We start from the raw sequence: 22,316 nt of genomic DNA, 5'->3' as shown, positions 1-22,316 counted from the left end.
AAGGCGCTGGTACCCGGTTAACGAGACCGAACCGTGATCGGTTCATCCAGGGTCTCGGCGCGCGAAGGTGTCGTCGCGCAAGAACATCCGCATCAGCTCGGCACGTGACGACAGACCGAGCTTGGTGAAGATCTTGCTCACGTGATAGTCGACGGTGCGAGGACTGAGGAACATCAGCGTGGCGATGCTCCGGTTCGTCTCGCCCTCGCTGACGAATCGGGCGATCTGCAACTCCTGCGGAGTCAGCTGGTCGGCGGTGCTGACGTCGCGCTTGCGCGCGGTCTCACCCGTGGCGAGCAATTCGGCACCGGTGTGCTCGGCCCACGGCGCCGCGCCGAGCCGCTCGAACGTCTCGTGTGCGGCGCGCAGAAACTTGCGCGCGTCGGCCCGACGTCGGCGGCGCCGCAAGCTCTCTCCGTACAGCAACTGGGTGCGAGCCATGTCGAAAGGACGACCGGCCGGGGCGTGCAGCCGCAGCGCCTCGGCGAAGTGCCGATCCTGGTCGTCGTCGGTGGCCAGCAACCCGTGGCAGCGGGCTACCAACGGACGGGCCCACGGCGCGCCGGTGTCGGTGGCCCACGCCTGCAGCCGGTCGGTGGCCGCCGCGGCGGCCGCCCGGTGCTGGGTGCGGGTGGCTGCCTCCACCAGATCGGCGGTGGCCAACAGCATTACCATCTGATTGCCCTCACCCGGCGCGGCGCTGGCCGACGCCTCCAGTCGCTCGAATGCTTCGGCGGGACGACCAGCGCCGAGGTCGAGCACCGCGAGTGCCCACGACGCGATCGCCGCATGCGGCCCGAGGCGTTGACCGATCGCCTGGGTCAGTGCCGCACCCGCGTGATCACGGCATTCCTGTTCGCGGCCCTGCACGGCGGCGACAATGGCCAGGATGCCGCGCAGATGCGCGGCCGGGTTGCGTTGGCTGGTCTCCTCGGCCAGCCGTAGCCCCTCGGTAGCGTCCGCGATCGCGGCGGGGTAGCGGCTGGTCAGGGTTTCCACCATGGCCAGGGGCGCGAGCAGCAGCGGCAGGTTCGCCGCCCCGGCCGCTCCGCGGGTCAGCGCCACCGCGGTGCAGAACAGATCGATGGCGCGCGCGTCATCGCCAAGAAACATCGCGCCGGCCGCCGCCCCCATCAGCGCGCGCGGCTCCTTAGTGGCGCCGGCCAGATCGGCTGCGTCGCGCAACCTCGCCGCGGTGGTGCTGGTATCGCCGCGCAGCAATCCCGAAAGGCCGGTAAGTACATGTGCGCCAACGAAGTTGGCCGCGTTCTTGTCGGGACGTTCCTCGGCGAGGCTCGCGAGCCGCCCGCTCACCTCGGTCATGCGCGCCAGATCGCCGCCCGCCCATGCGAGCTGGCCGGCTTCACTGAGCATTTGGATTGCGCGGACTGGGTCCTCGGACATCACCGGCTCCGCACCACCGACGAGAATCGCGTACGCGGCCGACGGGGCGCCGCAATTCCCCTCGATTGTTCCGCGCAGATGCTCGACACGGGCGCGCAGCGTTGCCGCCGACGCCAGGGAGCCCGCCTGGTCGAGGAGTGCCCGGGCCCGGTCGGGCTGACCCGCCAACCACGCGGAATCGGCGGCATCCGTCAACCGAGTGGCGCGTAGGTCGGGCGCCGCGGTGAGTGCGGCCGCCCGTTCGAATGCCGTCGCCGCGGTGGCATGCCCGCCACGCGTGCGCGCTCGTTCGGCGGCGCCGTGCACCGCGCTTGCCACGTCCTCGTCGGGTCCGGCCGCCGCATTCGCCAGGTGCCAAGCCTTACGGTCGGCGTCGGTGGCGTCATCGAGGACGGAGGCCAGCACCCGTTCGACCTCCTGGCGACGCCGCGAGGTTGCGCCGCGGTAGATCGCCGAGCGGGCTAGCGGGTGGACGAACGAGACGATCGCCGAGTCGACGCGCAACAACCCCGATGTCTCCGCCGCATCGAGAGCGCCCTCATCGACGTCCAGCTCCCGCGCGGCACGCAAGATCCCGCCGAGTTGGCCGTTGTCGTGCGCCGCGACCACGAGCAGCATCGTCTGGGTATCCGCGGGCAGTTCGGCCGCCCGGTCGAGATACAACCGTTCGAGGTCGGTGCTGACCGGCAATTGGTCTGGCAGCCGAGCACGCCCGGCAATTTGCTCGGCGGACAGCGATCTGGCCAGTTCGGCCAGCGCCAACGGGTTACCCAAGGTGTCGGCCGCCAGCCGGTCGCGAACCGGTGCCGCGACCGCAACGCCGGTCTGTTCGGCCAACAGCGTGCCGGCCGCCGCCGGATCGAGTCCGCTCAGCCGCAGTTCCGGCAAGCCTTGCGCGGCAAAAGGCGTCGTCGCATCGTCGCGGGCTGCGCAGAGGACGACGATGCCCTCGGCCTTGATCCGGCGCGCGGCGAACGTCAACGCGTCGGCCGATGGGCCGTCCAGCCACTGCGCGTCGTCGACGAGGCAGAGCACCGGAGCCGTCTCCGCGGTCTCGGCCAGGATGCTCAGCACGGCGAGCGAGATCAAGAACCGGTCGTCGGCGATCGCCGCGCCCAGACCGAAGGCGCTGCGCAACGCGGCTTGCTGCCGTTCCGGGATCGCGTCGCAGCGGTCCAACACGGGCAGCAACAGGTTGTGCACCGCGGCGAACGGCAGTTGCGATTCGGTCTGGATGCCGGACGTGCGCAGCACCTGCAGGTCGGAGGCCCGCCGGGCGGCGTAGTCCAGCAGTGCCGACTTGCCGACACCGGCTTCGCCGCGCACCACCAGCGCTTGGCTGCGTCGCTCGCGCGCGGCGGCCAGCAGTTCGTCGACCTGCGCGCATTCCCGCTCACGGCCGTGCAGCACAGCATCGATCGTAGGGCGGCTACCGGCGATCGGACTGGTGGCTTCACGGATTCGACGCGCGCCGATCGGCGCGACGCTGGGGGCACCTCGAACGAAGGAGTCTGCGATGCGCACTATCGAAGTCGCCGTGATCGGCGCAGGTCCCACCGGTCTGATGCTGGCGTGCGAACTCGCCATGCGCGGAATCCGGGTGGAGGTGTTCGAAAAGCGAACCGACCTGCCGAACATCACCCGGGCATTCGCCGTGCACGCGCGCACCCTGGAGCTGCTCGATGCCCGCGGACTTGCCGACGACGAGTTCTCGCGCGGGTTCCAGGTCTCCGCCGTCGCACCCGCGCCCGGAGTGACGCTCTCGCTGGCCAAAGACCTCCGGACGCGCTACCCGACGCTGCTCATCGTCGCGCAAAGCGGAACCGAACAGCTGCTGACCGCGCGCGCCGAGCAGCTCGGCGTCACATTTGTCCGCGGTGCCGAAGTCGTCGAACTCCGGCAAGACCGGGACGGGGTCGTCATCGGCCTGGCGAACGACGACAGTGTGCGGGCGGGGTACGTGGTCGGCTGCGACGGCGCCCACAGCGCCGTCCGCCGGGCGCTTGGTGTCCCGTTCGCGGGCAAGCAGTACCAGACCCACATCCTGCTGGCGGATGTGCAGCTGACCCGGCCGCCGGACGACAGACTCTTCGCCAGGACCAACAACCAGGGCTTGGTTCTGGTCATCCCGTTCGGCGACGGCTGGTATCGGGTGACGGCCTGGGATCGGCAGCGCGAACAGGCACCGCTGACCGAACCCGTCACGATGACCGAGATTCGCGATGCGTTCGACCGGATCGCCGGCGACGACTATGGACTGAGCGAGATGCGTTGGAGCTCAAGGTTTCTCAGCGAACGACGACAGGCCGAACACTATCGGGTGGGCCGGGTGTTCCTGGCCGGCGACGCGGCCCACATCCACTCGCCGATCGGCGGCCAGGGCATGAACACCGGTATCGGCGACGCGATGAATCTCGGCTGGAAGCTCGCCGCCGCGGTGCGCGGGTCGGCGTCGGATTGGCTGCTGGACAGCTACGAATCCGAGCGGCATCCCGTCGGCGCCAGCGTGCTGGCGCTGACGGACACCCTCAATCAGCTGGTGCTGGGCCAGTCCGCGGCACGCCGAGTGCTGCAACGACTGGCCATGCGCGCCCTCACCCACTTCTCCTATGGCCGGCGAAGGCTGGCCGAACGCCTCAGCGGTATCGGCATCGCCTATCCGCGGCGCAGGGCAGACAACCGGCTCGTGGGGCGACGGATGCCCGACGTCGACTGCGGCGGCACCCGGCTCTACGAAGTGCTGCGATCGGGACGATTCGTGCTGGTCACCTCCGCGCAAATCCCGGGGCTGGACCGGCCGGGCGTCGATCATGTGGTCCACGTGGACCCCAAACTCCCGGCAGCGATGCTGATCCGGCCCGACGGCTATATCGCGTGGGCCACGCGTGGCACACCCGACGCAACGCAGGTATCGGCGGTACTTGATCGCTGGTGCGGTCTGCAGGCCTCGATCGCCTGCACTTCGAGCTGAATACCGGGGCGGTATGTCTTCAAAATTTAACCGAGTGCGCCCACTCGTGGTGTAGCCGACCACTGGTCAGCTACCTAGACTCCTAGGGGTTCGGGGGGTTTTACAAAGTCACTAGTCGAGCAGGCGGCTATGGAACGACTGAGTGGGCTTGACGCGTTTTTTCTCTACTTGGAGACGCCGACACAACCGTTGAATGTGTGCTGCCTGCTGGAGTTGGACACGTCAACGGTGCCGGGGGGCTACAGCTACGGCGCGTTCCGGGCCGCGCTCGCGAAAAGCGTTGCGGCGGTGCCGGAATTCCGGGTGAAGCTCGCCGACAACCAGCTGAACGTGGACCACCCGGTGTGGGTGGACGACGAGAATTTCCAGTTGGAACGCCATGTGCAGCATGTCGGCGTGCCGGCGCCCGGGGGGCGCCGCGAGGTGGCCGAGATCTGTGGGTACATCGCCGGGCTGCCGCTCGACCGGGATCGACCGCTCTGGGAGATGTGGGTCCTGCAGGGCGGCGCCAACAGTGATGCCGTCGTGATGATGCTCAAGGTTCACCATGCGCTCGTCGACGGGGTCGCGGGGGCCAACCTGCTGGCCCACCTGTGCAGCCTGGTGCCGGACGCGCCGGCGCCGAAGGCGGTCGGCGGCGCGGGCAGCGGCAATCCCTTGTACATCGCGGCGAGCGGGCTGATGGGATTTGCCCGCCGGCCGCTGCGGCTGGCGACCGTGGTGCCCGCGACGATCCTGACGCTGGCGCAGACGGTGCTGCGGGCGCGCGAGGGCCGCACGATGGCCGCGCCGTTCTCGGCCCCGCCGTCCCCGTTCAACGGCTCGGTGACGCGCTACCGCAACATCGCCTACACCCAGCTGGATATGCGCGACGTCAAGCGCGTCAAGGACCGCTTCGGGGTGACCGTCAACGACGTGGTGGTGGCGTTGTGCGCGGGGGTGTTGCGGCGCTTCCTGCTGGAGCGCGGAGAGCTGCCCGACAACCCGTTGGTGGCCACCGTGCCGGTGTCGGTGCACGGCAAGTCCGACCGTCCCGGGCGCAACCAGACCACCTGGATGTTCTGCCGGGTGGAAAGCCAAATCAGCGAACCCGCCGAACGCATCCGCACTATCGCCGCGGGAAACAGGGCCGCCAAAGAACACACCGCGGCTCTGGGTCCCACCCTGCTGCACGACTGGACGCAGTTCGGCGGCCCGACGATGTTCGGCGCGGCGATGCGGCTGCTGCCGCGGATTCCGATCAACCGCAGCGCGTACAACCTGATCCTGTCGAATGTGCCGGGCCCGCGCGATCAGTTGTATTTCCTGGGCTGCCGTGTCGACGCGATGTACCCCCTCGGACCGATCATCGGCGACGCCGGACTCAACATCACGGTGATGTCGCTCAACGGCGAACTCGGGATCGGCCTGGTCGGCTGCCCCGATCTGCTGCCCGACCTGTGGGATATGGCCGATGCGTTCCCCGACGCGCTCAAGGAACTCCTTGAGTGCGACGACATTCCATCCGACGACAGCTACCCGCCGGAGGCGTGACCGCAGCAGCGCGTGGTCCACGGCGGCCACCGGTCGGCGGCGACACCGCGCATCCCGTTCGGTCGACAATGTCGCACGATATGCGTGTGTTCGAAGGCACTGCGGCCTACGCTGACTGCGAACCGCAGGAGGGTATTTGACAATGCAACCGAACCAGCTCGACCCCGTCGCCAGCGAACGTCTGTCGCACGCCGGAAAGCTATTCACCTCTGATCTTTCGATCAATGAATTCGCACTGCTGCATGGCGCCGGATTCGAGCCGATGGAACTCGTGATGGGTGTTTCGGTCTATCACGTGGGCTACCAGTTCACCGGGATCCGGCAGCAGTCGGAGCTGCCCGTGCTGACCGACGCGACCTACCGGGCGCGCTGGAACGCGATGTCGCGGATGCAAGCCGAGGCCGATTCGCTGGGCGCCGACGGAGTGGTCGGTGTCCGGCTCGATTGGCGCCACCAAGGTGAGGGTGAGCATCTGGAATTCATCGCGGTGGGAACCGCGGTGCGATACGTCGAGAAGCCCGGAGCGTTCCGACGGCCCAACGGGCAGGCATTCAGCAGCCACCTGTCCGGCCAGGATCTGACCACGCTGCTGCGTTCTGGGTTCGCGCCGGTCGCATTCGTGATGGGCAACTGCGTGTTTCACATTGCCGTCCAAGGCTTTCTGAAGACACTGAGCCAGGTGGGGCGCAACGCCGAGATGCCGCAGTGGACACAGGGCAGCTATCAGGCCAGGGAGCTGGCCATGTCGCGCATGCAGAGCGAGGCCGAGCGAGACGGTGCAACCGGCGTCGTCGGTGTGCATTTCGCCATCTCGAACTACGCCTGGGGACATCACACCGTCGAGTTCTACGTGGCCGGCACCGCCGTGCGCCGCACCGGCGAACCGCAAACCATCACACCGTCGTTCGTGCTTCCGATGAGTGATTGATGACGACGTACGACCATGAGCGGGCCAGCCACGCGATCGGTGCAGCCCTGGCCGGTCCCGGCGGAGTCGGACAAGTGATCAGGGTGTTCTGCGGTGTGCCCGGCGTCATTCTGACCCCGGCGCGGCGGGGCTTTTTCCGGTCCGCGCCCGAGCGGGTCCAAATCGGCGACTGGCGTTACGAACTCACCGCCGACGGGCGCCTGCGCGCCGGCCACATCGTCAATGGCATCGTCTTGGCCGAGGAGGTCCTGGCCGCCGGCATCGTCGGTCCGCATATCGCTCGCGCACTCGGACAGCTGGTGAGCCATTACGGCCCGACGATCATTCCCAACATCGACGCGGCCGTCGAGGTTCTCGAGGCAGCACCCCGCTATTAGTGAATTGCTCTGCAGACCAAAGCGTTTCGCGGCAAATTCACTCGGCTAGTTGCACCTGGTCCATCGACACGATCCACCGACTGAACCGCCACACACCGTCCTGCTTGACCGCGGTGAATTCGTAGCTCCCGGTGAGGTCGACAGCGGGCGGCCCGCCGTCTTTGATGGCGAACACCTGGACATAGCAGCGTCCGCTCGCTTCGTTCGCGCTTTGCCTGGAAAACCACAGCGAATTCAGCGCATGGCGACGTTGGTTGTTCTCGGCCTTGAATTTCGCTTTCCTGACCGCGAGCAGACTCATGACGGTGTCGACGTCCTGCGAAATCTCGGTGCCTTCATGCAGCAGGCCGAATTGTGGCGCCTCGGTGAACAACGCACGGAATTCGTCCAGCCGGTTCTCGTCGTAGGTGTGGGCGTAGGCGCCGAACAGGTTGATGATCGCCAACCGATCGGCGGCGTCAAACGCCACGGACCCGACGCTGTCGGCCGGTGGCGCCTGCCGATCTGTCACCCGACGGCTTACGCGGCAGGTCCCGGGGGAGGTCCGGGATGGTGTGATGCCACCGGCGCGGGCGTGGGTGACGGCGTGGCCGAGGGTGCAGTCGAATGCACCGGTACCGGCGTCGGTGTCGATCCGTGTGTCGGTCCCGGTGCCGGCGTCGGTGTCGGGGGAGTTGCCTCGGCGATGCGATTCGTCGCGAAATCTGCTGCCTGATCGATCATCCCGACCTGCTGGTAGAGCCGATGGGCGGAGAAGTCGCCCGAGCCGGCACAGATGGGATCGTTAGGGACACACATCTCGATGGCCTTGGGCGCGTACAGCGGGCCGATGGTGACCGGCGGCTGATTGATCATGCTCATGAACTGCGTCGCCGGCTTTCCGAACAGCGCGACCGCGGCAACGTGGTTGGCGACCTCCGCGGGCATCGGCTGCAGGTCCTGCCCAACGCGGGCGCCGTCGGGCACCTGGTTGGCGGTGACGAAGCCCATCACGGCCGCGCCCTGAGAGTATCCGCCCAGCACCATTTGGGTTTTGGGGCAGGCCGCCGCTGTCTGTTGAATGTGAGCGCCAGCGTCGCTGATGCCGTCGACGGCCCTGGGAAAGCTCATGGTCGCCGGGTAATCGACCGGGTACACGGTGAGCGACTTCGCGCCAAGGCGCGCCCGTAGCGCCTCGACAAAATCGTCACCGATGAAGCCCACTCCCGGCGCCTCGTCGGTGCCTCGGGCGAACACGACCTCGACGTCGGGGCACGGTTCTGCGGACACGGAATGAATAGGGGCGATCAGCAGCGCCCACATGGACGTTGTAGCGGCACAAAATAAAACGGGGAGGGCGTGCGCCTTCACGCGTTGAATTTTGTCACATTTTCACCACGAGCGCCTGTTATGCGTTTTCGTGTCGCCAGGCGTGTCGGCCTTGCCGGCAGCTGATCGGTAAACTGTTGTGGCGCAGCTACTTTGGTGCTTCCGCCTCACCGGCGCGCCGCTTGTGTACAAACGCACTGGTTGCGCGGAGCACGCCGCGGAATGCGTAGGCGGCGGCCACGACGCACAGCATGACCAGCAGGATGGCCATCGGCAGCCAGTTGCCTCGGCTGTGGTCGACGTCCCACCAGACGATCGTGAAGAGCACCGCACAGAGCAACACCACCACATCGCGCCAGTTGCCCTGGTACGACATCGCGGCCCGGCGCCAGGCGCGGCTGCGGTTCGCGGAGTCGACCAGGTCGTCGATGCGGGCATCGATCGAGTTCTGCAGCGCATCGCGCCTTTCGGTGGACTCGGGTGGCAGGCGATCGAGCAGTTCCATGTCCTGCTGGATCATTTTCCGATAATCGGGCCCTCGGAATTGCACGGCCGCAACCGCGAGCATGGCCGCACCGAAAACCGGTGCACCGTCCAGTGCGATCTGTCCCAGTCCGACCATGTCTACTCCTCCTTGGGCAGCTGGCCTGCGAATCAGGACGCCGCCGACGGCCGCCGCCGGACTCGGGGTTCGGGAGTCCGCAGCGGGTCCATTGCCTGCTCGAGTTGCGGATAGGCAATCGCCGGTCCGATCCACCGGATCAGGTAGCGACGAAGATCCGTGCCGCTGCGCGGGGGCCGGCCCGGGTCGGCCAGGAACGAGTGCAGCAACCGAAGGGTGAATTCGTTCAACTCGTCCAGGCCCGCGTCGTCGAAACCGTGCTGCTCCCAATCGATATCGAAGCGGTGCAGCATCGATCGCCCGAAGGCCAGCGCGGTGTCGGACACGATGGAGATCGTCTGCCCGCCGCGGTGGCGCCGGTTGAGCACCACCTCGAGCTGGTTGTCGGAGGCCAGCTGTTCCACCGCGAAGGCGAAACTCTCGGTCACCGCCTGGACAGGGTCGGTGATGCCTTTGAGGTGGGCCGCCAGATGATCGAGGAAGCCGTCGGCCGACCGCATCGCACTTGCGACCAGTAATGCCTGGGTTCCGGGGAAATACCGGTACACGGTCTGGCGGGTCACGCCCAGCGCGCGGGCGACGTCGGCGATCCGCATGGCCGAACCGCGCTCGTCGATGATCTTGTCCGCCGCATCCAGGATCCGCTCGATCGCCTCCTCATCGGAAGCGGGGGTATTCCCTGCCCAACCGTGACTGCGCATCGTTAACGGGCGGCAAACGTGTCGTCGGTCATCATCACCGCTAGATCATATCGTCGCAGCTAGATGATCGTTGGCGGTTGCGGGCCGGCGAGCCGGACCCGACGCTGGTCTAGCCGGATCCTGTTGTGGTGGGCAGGCTCTCGGCGGCGACCTGCTTGGCCCACCGATAGTCGGCCTTACCGGCCGGCGAGCGCTGGACTTTGGCCGTGCGGACGATGGCCTTCGGCAGCTTGTATCGCGCGAGGTGTTGCTGGCACGTCTCCAGCAGGTCCGCGTCGGAGGGATCTTGGCCCTCGACGAGTTGAACGATCGCGACGACCTCGTTGCCCCAGCGCTCCGACGGCCGGCCGGTGACGACGACGTCGTAGATACCGGGGTGCTCGGCCATCGCGGCCTCCACTTCCTCCGCGAAGATCTTTTCGCCGCCGGAGTTGATCGTCACGGCGTCGCGCCCGAGCAGCTCGATGCGCCCGTCGGCGAGGAACCGGGCCCGGTCGCCGGGAATCGACCAGCGCACCCCGTCGACGACGGGGAAGGTGCGTGCTGTCTTCTCCGCGTCGCCGAGGTAGCCGAGCGGGATCATGTTGCGCCGCGCCAGCCATCCCTCGCCGCCGCCCGGCCCTATCTCACGACTGAAATCTGTTGCCAAAACCCCGGTCTCGGACCCCGGGGTGAACGTGGCCACCGCGGTGGGCTCCGACTGCGTCGGCAGGGCGCTCATCTGCAGGCCCGTTTCGGAGGCCCCGGCGCTATCGATCACCAGCAGGTTCGGCAGCGCCGTGAGAAAGCGCTTGCGCACACTGGGGGTCAATGCGGCCCCGCCATTGCTGATATTGATCAGCCCCGATAGGTCGTAGTCACCGCGTTCGATCTCGTCGATCAGCGGGCGCGCGATCGCGTCGCCGACGACCGGGATGCTCATCACCCGTTCGCGTTCGACCAGTCGCAGAATCTCGTCGGCCCGAATGCTGTGCACGTCGTCGGGGAACGTGACCCAGCCGCCCATCGTCATGATCTGGAACGCGCCCCACTGCGCGGCGCCGTGCATCAGCGGCGGGATCAGCAGCACGGATGCGAAACCGGGCGCCGCGGACGCGCGCTCGGCCAGTTCGTCGTAGGACTTCATCGCCTCATCGGAGCCGAAAGGCCGTCCTCCCATTGAGGATACGAACACATCGTTCTGCCGCCACAGCACGCCCTTGGGCATTCCGGTGGTGCCGCCGGTGTAGAGCATGTACAGGTCGTCCCCGCTGGGAGTGGGCATTCCGCTGGGCGGGGAAGGGGTTTCGACGATCGATTCGTAGTCCACCGCGCCGGGCAGCAGCGGCTGACCGGAATCGTCGGCCACCTGGATCAGGAATTCCAGGTGGGGGAGTTGATCGCGGATCGATGCGACGCGAGGTGCGAACTCGGCGTTGTAGACCAGGGCCCGGGCTTGCGCGTTGGCGAGCAGATAGACGAGTTCGGCATCGACGTAGCGGTAGTTCACGTTGAACGGTGCGATTCGCGATCGGTAGGCCCCGATCATCGCCTCCAGGTAGTGGTTGCCGTTGCGCAGGTACAGCCCGATGTGATCCTGGCCGGATTCGTGGCCCTGCAGGCGATCCCGTTCGGTGTGACATCCCAGTCCCAGCGATGCCAAGTAGTGGGCGACGCCGTCCACGCGCGCGTCCATTTCGGCGTAGGACCATTCCCTGCCGCGCCAAAACAGCACGCGTTGCTTGGGCAGCGCCTGTGCCAGAGTGGAAAACACGGTCGACAGGTTGAATCCGTTTTCACCCATAGCTCTCCTCAAAGTTTCGCCGGCGAGACCCGGCGGGGTTAGGCAACCGAAGCTCCCAAGATGAGGTTGACCGCTTCGTCGAGTTGCCCGGCGATCTCCTCGTAGTCGACAAACCGCGCTGTCATCAGCGCACCGGCGAAGGTCATCTGCAGGGTGGATTTCACGGCGCGCGGCCAGCCCGGGCCCAGCGCGGCGGCGATCCGCTTGGACACTTCTTCGCCGATCTGTTCGCGCAGCGGCTGTACGGCGGGATCGTCGGCCATCAACGCCGCTCCGCAGGCAGCGCTCAACTCGGGTTCGTCGGCCACGGCCACCGCCATGTCCCGCAGCGTCGCGCTCACCCGGGTCTTGGTGGTGTCGTTGACATCTGTGTGCAGCGGCAGCTCGCGCAGAAAACGCAGGTAGACGGCGGCCACCAGCGCGCTTTTCGACGGGAAGTAGGTGTATGCGCTGGCCGGGGATACCCCGGCACGGGCGGCAACGGCTCGCATCGTCAGGTTGGCGAAGGACGATGCGCGCAGTTCCGCCAGCCCGGCGTCGAGGACCTTGCGGATCGTTTGCCCTGGCCGACGATCCGAGCGGCGGGCACCCGTGGCACCGTCCACCGTCCTGGCAGCGGGAGCCACTTCTCTAGACACTCGTCCAGTGTAGGAAACCGAATGCCCGCGGCCAACAACGGCGCCCCATCGCCGCTAAACGGCGCGGTACAGCAGCAACGACATCTCTCTCGCCCGGCCTGGTGGACGGGCAAACGCGGCCCGCCGCGTCAAATGCGGACAGCTGTCCAGAACTTGTGGGTGTTGGATTCTGGTGCCGGGCGAGTCGTAAGGTGACCGCTGTGACCCGTGAGGACCAGCTCCGGTGGGACGAGCGGTACGCGAGCAAGGGACCGGTCTCCGGCGGTGCCGTGGCACCTCCCGCCGCGTTTGCCGCCTATGCGGACATCTTCCCGACCACCGGGCGGGCCCTGGACATCGCCTGCGGCCGGGGATACGCCACCGTTTGGCTGGGCCAGCGGGGTCTGGAGGCCGTCGGATTGGACGTCTCCGCGGTGGCCATTGGGCAGGCACGAGAACTGGCCCGACGCAGCGGCGTCGAGGAGCGCTGCAGGTTCGACGTCGTGGATCTCGACGACGGCCTGCCGGACGGGCCACCCGTCGACGTCATCGTCTGCCATAAGTTCCGCGATCGCCGCCTCGACCAGGCGATCATCGATCGCTTGGCACCGGGCGGACTGCTGGCCGCGGCGGCGCTGAGCGAAGTCGGGGCCGAACCAGGTCCGTTTCGCGCGGCGCCCGGGGAGCTCGCGGCGGCCTTCGGTGAACTGGACGTCATCGCCGCCGGCGAGGGCCACGGGCAAGCGTGGCTGCTGGCGCGGGCGTGAGGCCCCGCGAAACTACCCTTGCGTGCGGCTCGATCGACGACGATCGACTCGCCGCGTCGGCGTAGCGGTGCGGTGGTTAGGTGTGTTGCTGCGGTGCGAGATCGCCGGTTCGGTGCGGGCGGAAGTGCTTTTCGGAGACCGGCTGTTATTCCGGCGGCCCCGTTGCCCGCCCCCGTTCGGTCGATGCTGCTGCGGCGAGCGCGACGGCGCGGTGGCGGGTGCGGGCGCCTGATACGGCGCGGTTTCGCCGACGAGCGCTTGCACTGCCTCCGACGTCGCGGTCACCTGCTGAGGCGCGACCTTGATACCGGCCTTGCGCATCAACGCCTGGGTGTCGTGTCGCTGCTCGGGCAGGACCACGGTGACGACGTCACCGGCGCTGCCCGCCCGCGCCGTGCGTCCGGACCGGTGCAGATAAGACTTGTGCTCGGCCGGCGGGTCGATGTGCACGACAAGTTCGACCTCGTCGACGTGCACGCCGCGCGCCGCGATATCGGTTGCCACCAGTACCCGGGCGCCGCCCGAGGCGAACATCGCCAGGTTGCGCTCGCGCGCAGGCTGAGACAGGTTGCCGTGCAAGTCGACTGACGGAACTCCCGATTCGGTGAGCTGCTTGGCGAGTTTGCGCGCTTGATGCTTGGTGCGCATGAACAGAATTCGGCGGCCGGTTCCGGAAGCGAGCCGGTGCACAACTTCCTTCTTGGCATCCGCATTGGCGACGTGGAACACGTGATGCGTCATCTCGGATACCGGCGAGTCGACCCCATCGACGGAGTGCAGCACCTCGTCGCGCAGGAAGCGATTGACGAGCTTGTCGACGCCGTTGTCCAGGGTCGCCGAAAACATCAGCCGCTGGCCGCCATTCGGCGTCGCGGCGAGGATTCGGGTGACGCCGGGCAGAAAGCCGAGATCGGCCATGTGATCGGCTTCGTCGATCACGGTGATTTCGACGGCATCGAGGCTGATCAGTCGTTGCTTCATTAGATCCTCGAGCCGGCCCGGGCAGGCCACCACGATGTCGACGCCGGATTTGAGGGCCACCACCTGACGGTGTTGGGAGACACCGCCGAAGATCGTCGTGACGCGCAGACCGCACGCGGCTGCCAGCGGTTCGAGCGTCGCGGTGATCTGGCTCGCCAGCTCACGGGTGGGTGCGAGCACCAAACCCGATGGCCGCGACCGGCGGCGGCCGCCTTCGGAGAGTCGGCTCACCAGCGGAATCGAGAAGGCCAGCGTCTTACCGCTGCCCGTTTTCCCGCGGCCGAGTACGTCGCGGCCGGCCAGCGTGTCCGGCAGGGTCGCGATCTGGATCGGAAAGGGATGTGCTATGCCGCGCTCCGCGAGCGTGCTGACGATTTGTCCGCGCACGCCGAGTTCGGCAAAGGTTTTGTCGGTAGTCACTTTTCGGTGCCTTTCAGGCATCGGTCATGCCGGACCGCCGGTTGTCGCGCGGTTCTCAGCACAAGTTGGCGAGATTGCCGGAGGGCAAAATCGATCGCCGCGAGACAAGCTAGTGCGGATGCACGGATCATCTGAACGTGGTGAGTTAGCCCGAATTTCGGGGTGGCACCAGGTGGGATGAAGAAGCGTTCCACGACGTAGTTGACATCTAGCTGTGAGGCCAACGTTGGTGCCAGCATAGCGCACCCAAAGCACAACGACGAAAAAGCAGCGTGTGATGTGCGTCGCCGCGATCGATCAGGATTCGAGCCTGGCCCGCACCGCTGCCATGCGTTCTTCGAGTTCGGACTCGTCGATCACACCACGCGCCAAGAGTGAATGAGCCAGCGCGACCAATCGGTTTTCCGGGTAGGGCAGTTCGGCATACACCGTCGCCGACAGGGTGTCCTCTTCGTTGCGCCGGTCGACGAAGCCGAGTACCTCTGGGCCACAGGCACTTTGATCGAGCGCGTCGCAAATGCCGTCAAGGCTCGTCTTCCAAGGGGGTGTCGGGTTGTCGACTCCGTGTTTGGCCGCCATGCGGCTCCAGACCTGGTTTCGCTCAACGATTTTCGCAAGCGGGGCGATCGTGGAGTCAGCGCCCGTCTGCACACCTTCGCTGGTACTCATCCGTGCGACCCCGGCAATCAGCTGTCGACCGGATGGATCGCCGGCCGGGTTTCGGTGATCGCGTTCGTCGTCACTCCGGCTTTGGGCAGTGCCACACCGATCAGGCAGTCGCGGGTGATGATTTCGGCCAGCTGGTCCTCGGTCCAGCCTTCGGTCCCCCCGGGGCGCACGGGCATCACCATGAAGCGGTGCTTCTGGTTGGAGTCCTCCACCCGAATCTCGACCTCTTCGGGTAGGTACAGTCCGAATTCGGCGAGCACTTGACGCGGCCAGCGCACGATGCGGCGGCGGAAATTGGGCGTGCGGTACCACTCGGGCGAATTACCCAGAATCGGACGCGGGTAGCAGGAACACAACGTGCACACGATGACGTGGTGCAGAGTCGGCGTATCCACCAGCACGTGGAAGGCCGTGAAGTCGCTCGGCGTGCCGAAACCCGTCGGGTCCAGCCAGTCGACGCCGACTTCCTTACTCGCGGTGAGCGGATCGGAAATCACCAGCTCCTTGAACGCGGGGTCGAGCCAGGCCCGCGCCACCAGCTGGGCCGCCGGAGTCGGCCCGATCTGCTCGGCGTATTCGGTCATGCGGCGGTGTTCCTCCGCGGTGAAAATTCCCTTCTCGATACACAATTCGCGAAGGGCGATCTCGAGGACTTCGAAGTCGGTGATCTCGTCCACCATCGGCGCGGCGGTGCGATCGTGATCGTGATCGTGATCGGTCATGCTGAGGTCCTTTCGACCGCTTCGAGCCACCGCTCCGGGATCTCGGTTTGCAACGTGTCATTGGTGGGACCGGTGTAGCCGTGCCAGAGCTCCGAGAGGTTGAACCGAACGATGTAGAACCACTCGGGTTTTTGATCGGGCCCGGCCCAGGTCTCGTCCTCGGCGGCGGGGCTTTCGTATGTGACGACGGCGATCTCGCCTTTTGCGCCCCGCACGTATTCCTGGGTACGGGTATAGAGCAGGATGGGCAGGTCCTTCACGAGGACTTGGTCGCCGACCCGGAACTTCGGCTCGCCGGCCTGTCCGGCAAAGATCTGCGGGTCGCCCTTGCCGACGGCGTGGATGTGGTGTTCATTGCGCGTGACCGTGGCCGGGTCGCCTTCGAATTTCGGCTTGGCCTCCAAGGGCTTACCCTGCAACCCGCCGTCGTAGCGGGCCTTCACCTCGACCATGCGTTCGGCCAGCTCGCTCAGCCCGATGTGGTGTTTCTCGACGAGGACACGCACCACCGCGAGCAACCAGCGCACGTAGTAGGGCAGACCCAGATAGATGGCGCGGCCCAGGTCGACATTGCCCATCCGGCGTCGTTCCTCCGACAGCCAGATTCCGCGCCAGCCGAGCACCTCACACATGATGTAGGTGTTCTCTTCCCAGATCTCGTATTGCTTGTTCTCCCATGCGATGGGGGCGTCCGGCTCCCCACCGACGTCATGGGGCGTCTTGGCATAGGCCGTGAAGCGCTCGTGGTCGATGAGATCCGGCGTTGGTGCGTCGGGAAGATCGGGGTACGCGGACTTCAGCCGAGCCACCAGGTCGAGATGGGTTACCCGGTCCAACGGAGTCGCCATATAGAGCCCCATTCTTGTCGAGATGTCGGGGGTGGCGCAGCCCGGTGCGCACTCAATACAGCTCACTCCTCACCTCAAGATCACGCAACCGCTAAATGAGTTGCGGGGAGGGTAATGTCCCGATGATGGAGCGGCGTGAGCTCGAAGCGGTCATCTATGAACGCGAACCGCCGATTGCGCGGATCATTTTGAATCGGGTCGACAAGGCCAATACCAAGGACGCCGTCCTCGTCACGGAAGTCGACAATTGCCTGCACGAGGCGGACCGCGACAGCGAGATCAAGGTGGTCATCCTCAAGGCCAACGGCAAGGGCTTCTGCGGCGGCCACGTGGCGCGCTGGGGGCCCGACGAAAACCCTTATCCGGATTTCGGAAACACCTTCGAGGACCTGTACAAAGGCACCGCCGACCTGTTTCTGTGGCCCACGCTGTACCTGTGGGAGTTCCCCAAGCCGACGATCTCCCAGATTCACGGCTATTGCATGGGGGGCGGGATCTATCTCGGGCTGTTGACCGACTTCTGCGTGGCGTCCGACGATGCGTATTTCCAGATGCCGCTTGCCCAAAGCCTCGGAGAACCCGGCGGGCACACCATGATTGAACCGTGGTTGCTGATGAATTGGCATCGCACCATGGACTGGTTGTTGCTGGCGCCCACGCTGTCCGCCCAGCAAGCCCTCGATTGGGGGCTGCTGAATAGGGTGGTGCCGCGAGAAGACCTGGAGGACACGGTCGAGGAGATGGCGCGCAAGATCGCCCAAATCCCGTTGACCACACTGATGGCGGTGAAGAACAACGTCAAGCGCGCATGGGAGTTGATGGGTATGCGCGTGCACCTTCAGGTCAGCCACATCCTGACCAACATGGTCGGCGCCGCCACCGATGTTCAGGCGCGGCGCGCCGAACTTCTGCAATCGGGCATGAAGCCACGCGATTTCGTCGACCGCGACGAAAAGGATCGCGATCGAACGTGAAGTTGTCTTCACCCTCGCGATCGAACGTGAAACTGGCTTCACGCTCGGCGCGGGACTAGCGGACTAGCGGCTCTTCTCGCCGGCGATTTTGCGCCCGGCCGCATGCCGCGCGGCGACGTACCCGAAAACCATGGAGCTGGCGATGCTCGCGCCGGCACCCGGGTATGTACGGCCCATCACGGTTGCGGTCGTGTTGCCCGTCGCGTAAAGACCGTCGATCACCTGGTCCTGCTGATCGAGCACTTGGGCGTGTTCGTTGGTGATCACACCCCCGCATGTTCCGACGTCGGACGGGAGCACCCTGGTCGCGTAGTACGGCGCGCTTTCCAGCGGGCCGATCGCGGCGTTGGGCCGATACCCCGGATCGCCGAGGCAGTCGTTGTAGGCCGACTGGCCGCGCCCGAAGTCGGGATCCAGGCCCTTGGCGGAGAACCGGTTGAATCGTTGGATCGTGCGCGACAGCTCGTCGGCGGGCAGGTCGATCTGGCGGGCCAGGTCGGCGATCGTGACGCCGCGTTTGACCGCACCCTTTTCGATCAGCTCGGGCGGCAGGTGCTGATTGCGTTTCAGCGGATTGGCACTGGTGACGTATCGGCGCACGTACCCGTCGTCGAAAATCATCCAGCAGGGCACCGCCTTGTTGGCGTACATCGCCTTGCCGACCTCGACGTAGGAGTTCGACTCGTTGCAGAACCGCCGGCCGGTCGAGTCGACATAGATGGCGCCGGGCCGCTGTCGCCCCGAGCCCAGGGACGCGGCGACCGCGCCTCCGTTGGCGATGAAAACCGAAGGCAGCCACCACGCTTCGTCGAGAAGATCAGTCTGCGCGCCGAGCCGTATCGCGGTTTCGAGCACCTCGCCGGTGTCGCCGGCGTTGGCGATCGACCACTGTCCTTCGTTGGGCTGGTCGCCGCTGTAGCGGCGGCGCATCTCCTTGTTGTGCCCGAAACCGCCGGCGGCCAGCAGCACTCCCTTGCGCGCCTCGATGTTCAGCGTGACGCCGTCCCGGTTGACGCGCGCGCCGACGACGCGGCCGTCCTCGACGATCAGGTCCTCCATCGCGGCGTTCGTCCACAGGGGTGTTTGATTTCCGCCGAGTTCGATCAGCGCCTTGAGCATCTGCGCGATCAGTGAGGCGCCGTTGGTAAGGATCTGGGTGCGGCGTGCTCGCGCCGCGGCGGTGCGCAGGAACACCTTGGTGGCAACCGCGAATGCGCGCGGGGCTCGGTTGAAGTACTGAACCGAGCGTAGCTCGTTGGTCAGCACCACGTACCCGTAGTTCTTGGCCAGCGGCGGCTGCACCTTGTCGTGCCAGCTGCCGAGTTCGGCGGCGTCGAACGGAATTCCCTCGATGGCCCGGCCGGACTCGTTGCCGCCCTTGTGATTCGGGTAGTAGTCGCTCCAACCGGCGCAGCGGATCAGCCGAACACCCTTGCGGATCAGGAAGTTGATCATCTCGTAGCCCCCGGTGAGGAACATCTCCCGCCGCACCGGCGAGGACGCCGCACCGATATCACCGACCACGTCGGCCAGATAGGCCAGCCCGTCTTCGTGCGAGTCGGCGATGCCGTCGGCGCGCATCAGCGGATTGTTCGGCAGCCAGACGATACCGCCGGAAAGCCCGGTCGATCCGCCGACCAGGGCCTGCTTCTCGACGATCAGGGGCTCGAGTCCACTGTCCAGTGCCGCCAGCCCCGCGACCATTCCGCCGCCGCCGCTGCCCGCGATCAGCAGATCTACCGAGCGGTCCCATGCAGTGGTCATGAGCCGAACCCGAGATCCGCGATGGGCACGTCGATGGTGGTATTGGTCTTCTGAATCGCGGGAACCAGCGTGTCATACGGCAGGCCGGCGAGGAACCCGTCGATGACCCGCTCGAAGTTCGAGATCAGTCCTTCGATCTGGTCGGACAATCGCATGAATTCAAACCCCTTGGAGTGCAGTCCTTTTTGCTGTCGCGGCAGATTGGAGAAGTCCTGGGCGGGAATGGGCGGCCAGCGCGGGTCGTCGGGCGCCATGGGTTCGGGCGGTGTGGGCTTGCCGGTCACCTGATCCGGTGGGATGCGAGTGAGCGACCAGATCTCGAACAGTGTCTCCTCCGGACCCAGTGGCCGGATCCGATAGGACGAGGCGCTGCTGTACTGCGGCAGCACGAAGTAATGCGGGAAGGCGAAATTGATCGCCTCGGTGATCCCGCGCCGCGCAAGGTCATTCAAATCGGGAATGTCGCAGCCCCGGGCACGATGCCAGCTGACGATCGCGTCGTTGAGCGTCCTGCGCCAGGTAGCCATGGCCTCGGCCGAATCGGCGGGCAGCTCGATGTTCTGCAAGCCCTCGGCGATACGGACGTCGTTCTCATGCGTCATACCCGCCATGCCTTCGCCGAGCGTGCGCATGAAATACAGGTTGGTCTGCGCCAGGCCAGGTTTCGCGGATGTGGTGGGCATGCTCGACGGCAGCAGCTGGGGGTGCGTCTGCGGAACGTGGTAGCCCTCCATGAACGCCGCCGTCGCCAGCTTCCAGTTCACCGGAAGCCGGCACGACTGCCACCATTCGGTGCGCAGCGTTTCCACGTGCCAGGCGTCATAGATCGACGCGAACGGTTCCATGCAATCGCGCAGCGGGGGCGCCGCGGCGTCGAGGTTGATCCATGCGCAGCCACCCCAGAGCTCACAGCGGACCGAGACGAGTTCGAGGTCATCCGGGCGCATATTGTCCGGGGCGAAGGCCTCGGGCCGCAGCACAAACGTATTGCGCCCGTCGATGCCCCAGCACCAGCCGTGGAACGGGCAGACGAAGGTGCGCCGATTTCCGTTGCCCTCCACCAGCTTTACCCCGCGGTGCCGGCACGCATTGTGGTAGGCCCGCACAGTGTCGCCGTCGACCCGGACCACGATGATCGACTCGTCGAGGATCTCGTACTCCACGTAGTCGCCGGGCTTGGGTATCTCCTCGAGCCGGCAGGCCATCTGCCACACCCGCGGCCACAACATCTCGGCCTCGAGCGCGTAGAAATCGGGGTCGTAGTAGCGCTGTTTGGGAATTCGGTCGGCGGCCTGCACGGCCCACGGCACCGGCAACGCGGTCCAGTCCACCTGGGCTCGTCTCGAACCTGTCTCTACAGCCATCTCGTCATCCCTTGTGTCAGCGTCACACGATCCGTGATGCCCGCCCCTGCCAGTAACGCTCGCGAATGCGCCTCTTGTAGAGCTTGCCGTTCGGATCGCGAGGCAATTCCGGTTCGAATTCGACTGTGCGCGGGCACTTGTAGCCGGCCAGGTGGGCCCGGCAATACGCGATCAGCTCGGCCTCGAAGTCGGGCCCGGCCGCAACGCCCGCGGCGGGCTGCACGACGGCCTTGACCTCTTCGCCGAACTCGTCGTTGGGTACGCCGAAGACCGCGGCATCGACCAGCTTGGGATGCATGACCAGGAGGTTCTCCGCCTCCTGCGGGTAGATGTTAACCCCGCCGGAGACGATCATGAACGTCGACCGATCGGTCAGGTACATATACCCGTCCTCATCGACGTATCCCATGTCTCCCAAGGAGCGCCAACCGCGGTCGTTGTACACCGACGCGGTCTTGGCGGGATCCTTGAAGTACTCGAAATCGGGTCCACCCTCGAAGTAAAGCTCTCCAGCCTGGCCGAGGGGAAGCTCTTGGCCGTCGTCGCCGACCACATGCACCGGCGCCATCGGTATGCCCACCGAGCCGGGGTGGGCGAGCCACTCCTCGGGGCCGATCGTCGTCCCCGCGAATCCTTCTGTGCCACCGTAGTATTCGTGGATGATTGGACCGAACCAGTCCATCATCTGCTGCTTGACGTCCACCGGGCAGGGGGCGGCCGCGTGGATCACGCAGCGCAGACTGGAGACGTCGTAGCTGCGCCGCACCGCCTCGGGCAGCTTGAGCATTCGCACGAACATCGTCGGAACGAACTGGGCGTGCGTCACGCGGTGGGTGTCGATCAGCCTCAGCACCGTCTCGGCGTCGAACTTGCGCATGATGATCGACGCGGCGCCGACCCGGTTGACCGCCATGGTGTAGTTCACCCCGGCCGCGTGATACAGCGGTGCGGGGGACAGGTACACACTCGACGGGCTCATGCCGTAGCGGTGAGTCAGCGCCATCTCCAGGACCGACTGGGCCCAGGAGCCGTTGCCGTCGGCCGGCAGCGGCCGGCGTACCGCCTTGGGGCGTCCCGTGGTCCCCGACGAGTAGAGCATCTCCGACCCGTCCGAGACCGGTGGCGCCTCACCGGCCGCCATGAGAGTGGCCTGGTAGCCGCACCAGCCGGGCAGCCCGCCGCCCACGCTGATGTGGACGTCGACCGCCGTGTTCACATCGCGCACGTGAGCGGCGATTTCGGGCAGCGACGCGTCGACGAACACCGCCTTCGCATCGGAGTCGCCGATCACATAGGCAATCTCGTCGGCAGTGAAATGCGTGTTGACAGCGGTGTAGTAGAGCCCGGAAAGCTGGCAGCCCCAGGTGATTTCGAAGAATTCCGGGCGGTTCGGCAGCACCAGGGCCACACCGTCGCCGCGGCGCAACCCCGCTTCGTGCAGCGCCGCGGCGACCCGCTGGCTCCTTTCAAACAACTCGCCGAACGAGATCGCGCCGCCGTCGGCAATCAGAGCCGGCGACTTCGCGACCGCGAGCGCGTGATCGGCGATGTTCACCAGCAGAC

The 22,316-nt window shown here is 66.2% G+C and carries 19 protein-coding genes and 1 pseudogene; 6 read left to right on the top strand and 14 right to left on the bottom strand.

Features of this window, described 5'->3' with window-relative positions:
• Positions 1-42: 42 nt before the first annotated feature.
• Positions 43-2,814, bottom strand: a complete 2,772-nt coding sequence (locus LMQ14_RS14035; protein ID WP_267735289.1) for a helix-turn-helix transcriptional regulator — start codon at positions 2,812-2,814, stop codon at positions 43-45.
• Between the two features lie 106 nt (positions 2,815-2,920).
• Here LMQ14_RS14035 and LMQ14_RS14030 point away from each other — a divergent pair, with 106 nt between their 5' ends.
• The 4 genes from LMQ14_RS14030 to LMQ14_RS14015 all read left to right on the top strand — a co-directional run bounded on the left by LMQ14_RS14030 (position 2,921) and on the right by LMQ14_RS14015 (position 7,213).
• On the top strand, positions 2,921-4,375 hold the full coding sequence (locus tag LMQ14_RS14030) for an FAD-dependent oxidoreductase (protein ID WP_267735288.1): 1,455 nt from the start codon (positions 2,921-2,923) through the stop codon (positions 4,373-4,375).
• A gap of 129 nt (positions 4,376-4,504) precedes the next feature.
• Positions 4,505-5,908: a WS/DGAT/MGAT family O-acyltransferase gene (locus LMQ14_RS14025; RefSeq protein ID WP_267735287.1), complete on the top strand. Its 1,404-nt coding sequence runs from the start codon at positions 4,505-4,507 to the stop codon at positions 5,906-5,908.
• A gap of 142 nt (positions 5,909-6,050) precedes the next feature.
• Entirely contained in the window at positions 6,051-6,836 is a 786-nt protein-coding gene (locus LMQ14_RS14020; RefSeq protein ID WP_267735286.1) for a heavy metal-binding domain-containing protein, read from the top strand.
• A complete protein-coding gene (locus tag LMQ14_RS14015; RefSeq protein WP_267735285.1) occupies positions 6,836-7,213 on the top strand; it encodes a DUF5073 family protein in 378 nt (125 codons plus the stop codon). Before LMQ14_RS14020 ends, LMQ14_RS14015 begins: the two co-directional genes overlap by 1 nt.
• 37 nt (positions 7,214-7,250) lie before the next feature.
• On the opposite strand, the gene LMQ14_RS14010 is transcribed toward LMQ14_RS14015, so the two are convergent.
• The 6 genes and pseudogenes from LMQ14_RS14010 to LMQ14_RS13985 all read right to left on the bottom strand — a co-directional run bounded on the left by LMQ14_RS14010 (position 7,251) and on the right by LMQ14_RS13985 (position 12,265).
• On the bottom strand, positions 7,251-7,682 hold the full coding sequence (locus tag LMQ14_RS14010; protein ID WP_267735284.1) for a nuclear transport factor 2 family protein: 432 nt from the start codon (positions 7,680-7,682) through the stop codon (positions 7,251-7,253).
• Between the two features lie 215 nt (positions 7,683-7,897).
• Positions 7,898-8,515: pseudogene (locus LMQ14_RS14005) on the bottom strand (cutinase family protein); the annotation flags it as partial.
• A gap of 154 nt (positions 8,516-8,669) precedes the next feature.
• On the bottom strand, positions 8,670-9,143 hold the full coding sequence (locus LMQ14_RS14000; RefSeq protein WP_267735283.1) for a hypothetical protein: 474 nt from the start codon (positions 9,141-9,143) through the stop codon (positions 8,670-8,672).
• Positions 9,144-9,175: 32 nt separating this feature from the next.
• Positions 9,176-9,844 (bottom strand): TetR/AcrR family transcriptional regulator, encoded by a 669-nt coding sequence (locus LMQ14_RS13995; RefSeq protein ID WP_267735282.1) that lies wholly within the window; start codon positions 9,842-9,844, stop codon positions 9,176-9,178.
• 109 nt (positions 9,845-9,953) lie between these two features.
• Positions 9,954-11,627, bottom strand: coding sequence for an acyl-CoA synthetase (locus LMQ14_RS13990; protein WP_267735281.1), 1,674 nt, complete (start codon positions 11,625-11,627; stop codon positions 9,954-9,956).
• 38 nt (positions 11,628-11,665) lie between these two features.
• On the bottom strand, positions 11,666-12,265 hold the full coding sequence (locus LMQ14_RS13985; RefSeq protein ID WP_267735280.1) for a TetR/AcrR family transcriptional regulator: 600 nt from the start codon (positions 12,263-12,265) through the stop codon (positions 11,666-11,668).
• A 200-nt stretch (positions 12,266-12,465) separates the two neighbouring features.
• Between LMQ14_RS13985 and LMQ14_RS13980 the strand changes: the two genes are divergently transcribed.
• Positions 12,466-13,011 (top strand): class I SAM-dependent methyltransferase, encoded by a 546-nt coding sequence (locus LMQ14_RS13980; RefSeq protein WP_267735279.1) that lies wholly within the window; start codon positions 12,466-12,468, stop codon positions 13,009-13,011.
• A 12-nt stretch (positions 13,012-13,023) separates the two neighbouring features.
• Here LMQ14_RS13980 and LMQ14_RS13975 read toward each other — a convergent pair whose 3' ends face one another.
• From LMQ14_RS13975 to LMQ14_RS13960, 4 genes are all read right to left on the bottom strand, one after another.
• Positions 13,024-14,412 (bottom strand): DEAD/DEAH box helicase, encoded by a 1,389-nt coding sequence (locus LMQ14_RS13975; protein ID WP_267735278.1) that lies wholly within the window; start codon positions 14,410-14,412, stop codon positions 13,024-13,026.
• Positions 14,413-14,709: 297 nt separating this feature from the next.
• Positions 14,710-15,081: a thiocyanate hydrolase gene (locus LMQ14_RS13970; RefSeq protein WP_267735277.1), complete on the bottom strand. Its 372-nt coding sequence runs from the start codon at positions 15,079-15,081 to the stop codon at positions 14,710-14,712.
• Between the two features lie 17 nt (positions 15,082-15,098).
• Complete coding sequence (gene scnC / locus LMQ14_RS13965; RefSeq protein ID WP_267735276.1) at positions 15,099-15,803, bottom strand: thiocyanate hydrolase subunit gamma; 705 nt, start codon at positions 15,801-15,803, stop codon at positions 15,099-15,101.
• A complete protein-coding gene (locus LMQ14_RS13960) occupies positions 15,800-16,651 on the bottom strand; it encodes an SH3-like domain-containing protein (RefSeq protein ID WP_267735275.1) in 852 nt (283 codons plus the stop codon). Before LMQ14_RS13960 ends, scnC begins: the two co-directional genes overlap by 4 nt.
• Before the next feature lie 125 nt (positions 16,652-16,776).
• Between LMQ14_RS13960 and LMQ14_RS13955 the strand changes: the two genes are divergently transcribed.
• Positions 16,777-17,625: an enoyl-CoA hydratase-related protein gene (locus LMQ14_RS13955; RefSeq protein ID WP_267735274.1), complete on the top strand. Its 849-nt coding sequence runs from the start codon at positions 16,777-16,779 to the stop codon at positions 17,623-17,625.
• A gap of 63 nt (positions 17,626-17,688) precedes the next feature.
• Here the strand turns inward: LMQ14_RS13955 and LMQ14_RS13950 are convergent, their stop codons facing one another.
• The 3 genes from LMQ14_RS13950 to LMQ14_RS13940 are packed head-to-tail and all read right to left on the bottom strand — an operon-like array spanning position 17,689 to position 22,308.
• On the bottom strand, positions 17,689-19,389 hold the full coding sequence (locus tag LMQ14_RS13950; RefSeq protein ID WP_267735273.1) for an FAD-binding protein: 1,701 nt from the start codon (positions 19,387-19,389) through the stop codon (positions 17,689-17,691).
• On the bottom strand, positions 19,386-20,753 hold the full coding sequence (locus LMQ14_RS13945; RefSeq protein WP_267735272.1) for an aromatic ring-hydroxylating oxygenase subunit alpha: 1,368 nt from the start codon (positions 20,751-20,753) through the stop codon (positions 19,386-19,388). Before LMQ14_RS13945 ends, LMQ14_RS13950 begins: the two co-directional genes overlap by 4 nt.
• Positions 20,754-20,775: 22 nt before the next feature.
• Entirely contained in the window at positions 20,776-22,308 is a 1,533-nt protein-coding gene (locus LMQ14_RS13940; RefSeq protein WP_267735271.1) for an acyl-CoA synthetase, read from the bottom strand.
• Positions 22,309-22,316 lie beyond the last annotated feature (8 nt).

Origin of the sequence: Mycobacterium sp. Aquia_213 (genome assembly GCF_026625985.1) — a bacterium.
GTDB lineage: Bacteria > Actinomycetota > Actinomycetes > Mycobacteriales > Mycobacteriaceae > Mycobacterium.
This window is presented reverse-complemented; position numbering and strand designations above follow the sequence as displayed.

Coding starts and splice junctions, on each gene's coding strand:
- LMQ14_RS14030 (WP_267735288.1), top strand. CDS start 2,921: ATGCGCACTATCGAAGTCGCCGTGATCGGCGCAGGTCCCACCGGTCTG.
- LMQ14_RS14025 (WP_267735287.1), top strand. CDS start 4,505: ATGGAACGACTGAGTGGGCTTGACGCGTTTTTTCTCTACTTGGAGACG.
- LMQ14_RS14020 (WP_267735286.1), top strand. CDS start 6,051: ATGCAACCGAACCAGCTCGACCCCGTCGCCAGCGAACGTCTGTCGCAC.
- LMQ14_RS14015 (WP_267735285.1), top strand. CDS start 6,836: ATGACGACGTACGACCATGAGCGGGCCAGCCACGCGATCGGTGCAGCC.
- LMQ14_RS14000 (WP_267735283.1), bottom strand. CDS start 9,143: ATGGTCGGACTGGGACAGATCGCACTGGACGGTGCACCGGTTTTCGGT.
- LMQ14_RS13995 (WP_267735282.1), bottom strand. CDS start 9,844: ATGCGCAGTCACGGTTGGGCAGGGAATACCCCCGCTTCCGATGAGGAG.
- LMQ14_RS13990 (WP_267735281.1), bottom strand. CDS start 11,627: ATGGGTGAAAACGGATTCAACCTGTCGACCGTGTTTTCCACTCTGGCA.
- LMQ14_RS13970 (WP_267735277.1), bottom strand. CDS start 15,081: ATGAGTACCAGCGAAGGTGTGCAGACGGGCGCTGACTCCACGATCGCC.
- scnC (WP_267735276.1), bottom strand. CDS start 15,803: ATGACCGATCACGATCACGATCACGATCGCACCGCCGCGCCGATGGTG.
- LMQ14_RS13960 (WP_267735275.1), bottom strand. CDS start 16,651: ATGGCGACTCCGTTGGACCGGGTAACCCATCTCGACCTGGTGGCTCGG.
- LMQ14_RS13955 (WP_267735274.1), top strand. CDS start 16,777: ATGGAGCGGCGTGAGCTCGAAGCGGTCATCTATGAACGCGAACCGCCG.
- LMQ14_RS13950 (WP_267735273.1), bottom strand. CDS start 19,389: ATGACCACTGCATGGGACCGCTCGGTAGATCTGCTGATCGCGGGCAGC.
- LMQ14_RS13945 (WP_267735272.1), bottom strand. CDS start 20,753: ATGGCTGTAGAGACAGGTTCGAGACGAGCCCAGGTGGACTGGACCGCG.